The organism is Caballeronia sp., assembly GCF_049581465.1.
Classification (GTDB): Bacteria; Pseudomonadota; Gammaproteobacteria; order Burkholderiales; family Burkholderiaceae; genus Caballeronia.
Genome location: NZ_JBAUSA010000974.1, coordinates 1 through 2,663, shown reverse-complemented (window position 1 = coordinate 2,663; position 2,663 = coordinate 1). Strand labels below are relative to the sequence as shown.

Annotated in this window: 1 protein-coding gene and 1 pseudogene; both read left to right on the top strand. The window is 63.8% G+C overall.

Translation table 11 applies throughout. The features are described 5' to 3' along the window. Positions 1-1,689: pseudogene (locus tag WCA53_RS23965) on the top strand (Hsp70 family protein); the annotation flags it as partial. Positions 1,690-1,866: 177 nt separating this feature from the next. After that, a partial coding sequence (locus tag WCA53_RS23960; protein ID WP_423916319.1) for an NADP-dependent isocitrate dehydrogenase occupies positions 1,867-2,663 on the top strand: 797 nt, incomplete at its 3' end.

The following is a 2,663-nucleotide window of genomic DNA, read 5'->3' as shown; positions in this document are numbered from 1 at the left end:
GTCACTCGCCATATCGCCGCGTTCCTGAGTCAACACGCGGCGCACGCGCGCGAGGCGCTGGGAATGCCGGAGGGTCAGGACGACGTGTTGCCGATGCCCGACACGCTCCTGCTTAACGGGGGGGTGTTTCGCTCCGATGCGCTCGTCGACCGGCTCACCAGCACGCTCGGCATGTGGCGCGGGAAGCCTCTGCATGTGCTTCACAACGATGATCCGGACGTAGCCGTCGCCCGTGGCGCGGTCGCCTATGGCCGCGCGCGGGCGGGCCATGCTCCTCGCATCGGTGGAGGCGCACCACGCAGTTTTTTCCTCGTGCTGGAAGAGGATAAGCAGCAGGACACGCAGGCGCAGGCACCGGCCGCACGCGGTATTTGCCTGCTACCCCGCGGCACGCAAGAAGGCCAGGAGATTCATCTCGAGGATCGAACGTTTTCGCTGCTGCTCGGGCATCCGGTCCGGTTCCATCTGGCCTCCTCCATCGCCGACACAGCGTATCGTCCGGGCGATCTGGCGGACCTTGCAACGGGTGACTTCGTTCGCCTGCCGCCGATCGTGACCGTGGTGCAACCACAGGCGGCAGGCGGCCCCCGCGAAACGCCCGTCCAGCTCACGGCCACGCTCACCGAAATCGGCACGCTGGAAGTGCACTGCATCGAGATAGGCGGCTCTTCGCGGCGCTGGTTGCTCGAATTCGAGTTGCGACGCGATCACGCCAAAGCCGCTGTGTCCATGGACGCGCGTCATGCATCGTTCGGAAAATCAGTTGAGCTGATCGATCGTTCGTTCGGCGCCCGCTCACACGATGTCGGGCCGAAGGAAGTCAGGCGGCTGCGTTCACAGCTTGAGCAGATCCTCGGACCCCGCGAGCATTGGGATAGCGCTTTACTTCGCGAACTGTTTGGTGCGCTCTGGGATCGCGCCCGTCGCCGGCGGCGCTCGGCAGACCACGAGCGAGTCTGGCTGAATCTGGCCGGTTATTGCCTGCGCCCGGGGTTCGGCTATCCGCTCGACGATTGGCGAGTCGAGCAACTCTGGTCGCTATTCGATGACGGCATTCAGTACGTCAACGAGAGTCAGGTCTGGTCGGAATGGTGGACGTTATGGCGGCGCGCGGCGGGCGGCCTAAGCGAAAGCGCGCAAGTGTCCGTTCTCGATGCCATGGACTATGTGCAAGGCGTGGCAACCGCGGGGTCGAAGCCCCTGCTCGACCCCGCGAAAACGGGGTACGCCGACATGGTGCGCCTCGCGGCATCGCTCGAACGGCTACCGGTGCAACGCAAGATCGAGGTCGCGGAGCGGCTGCTAGGCCGGCTTCAAAGCCCTTCAGAAAGTCACCAGGGCTGGTGGGCGGTCGGCCGGATCGGCGCACGCCGCCCGTTCTACGGTAGTGCGCACGGCGTCGTTGCGCCCGATGTCGCGAGTCAATGGCTAGATGCGATCCTCGCGCTCGACTGGAAGAAGGTCGAGCCGGCCGCCTTTGCCGCCGCGCAATTGGGCCGCATGACAGGGGACCGGTCGAGAGACCTCACGCCCGGCATCCGCGCGAAAGTGGTTCATCGACTGGAAGCCGCGAGTTCGCCGCGAAGCTGGATAGCCGCGGTTCGCGAGACGGTAGAACTCGATAAGGCCGACGAGGGACGCGTGTTTGGCGAGTCGCTGCCGCCGGGCCTGAAATTGATCGCGAATTGACCGCGCGATGAGGTCCGAGATGCGCTCCTGGATGCACCCCCTGCGGGCGTCCGATGCAAGCAGGCTACCTGGATCAATCCGCCCGAACGCAAAATAAGGCAAAATTCGATGATTACCGCCGGTCTGTGACCAAGCCGGTGGCGTTCCCCCATCCATTTTTCGATCACGAGACAAGCGATGAGTACCCAGCAACCCACGATCATCTACACCCTGACCGACGAAGCTCCGCTGCTAGCAACGAGTGCCTTCCTGCCGATCATCCGCGCGTTCACCGCACCGGCCGGGGTGCACGTCACCACCAGCGACATCTCCGTGGCCGGGCGCATCCTGGGTGAGTTCCCGGAGTTCCTGACCGAGGCGCAGCGGGTGCCCGACAACCTCGCCGAACTCGGTCGCCTGACCTTGCTGCCCGACACCAACATCATCAAGCTGCCCAACATCAGCGCCTCTGTGCATCAACTGGCCGGCGCGATCAAGGAACTGCAGGCGAAGGGCTACAAGGTTCCGGATTTCCCTGAAGACCCGAAGACCGAAGCCGAGAAGGCCATCCGCCAGCGCTACTCCAAGTGCCTGGGCAGCGCCGTGAATCCCGTGCTGCGCGAGGGCAACTCGGACCGCCGCGCACCGGCCGCCGTGAAGAACTACGCCCGCAAGAACCCGCACAGCATGGGCGAGTGGAGCATGGCTTCGCGCACCCACGTGGCCCACATGAAGCATGGCGACTTCTATCATGGTGAAAAGTCCATGACCCTGGACCGCGCCCGCGACGTCAAGATGGAGCTGCTCACGAAGAGCGGCAAGACCATCGTGCTCAAGCCCAAGGTGTCGTTGCTGGATGGCGAGATCATCGACAGCATGTTCATGAGCAAGAAAGCGCTGTGCGAGTTCTACGAAGAACAAATGGAAGATGCGCGCAAGACCGACGTGATGCTGTCCCTGCACGTCAAGGCCACGATGATGAAGGTGTCGCATCC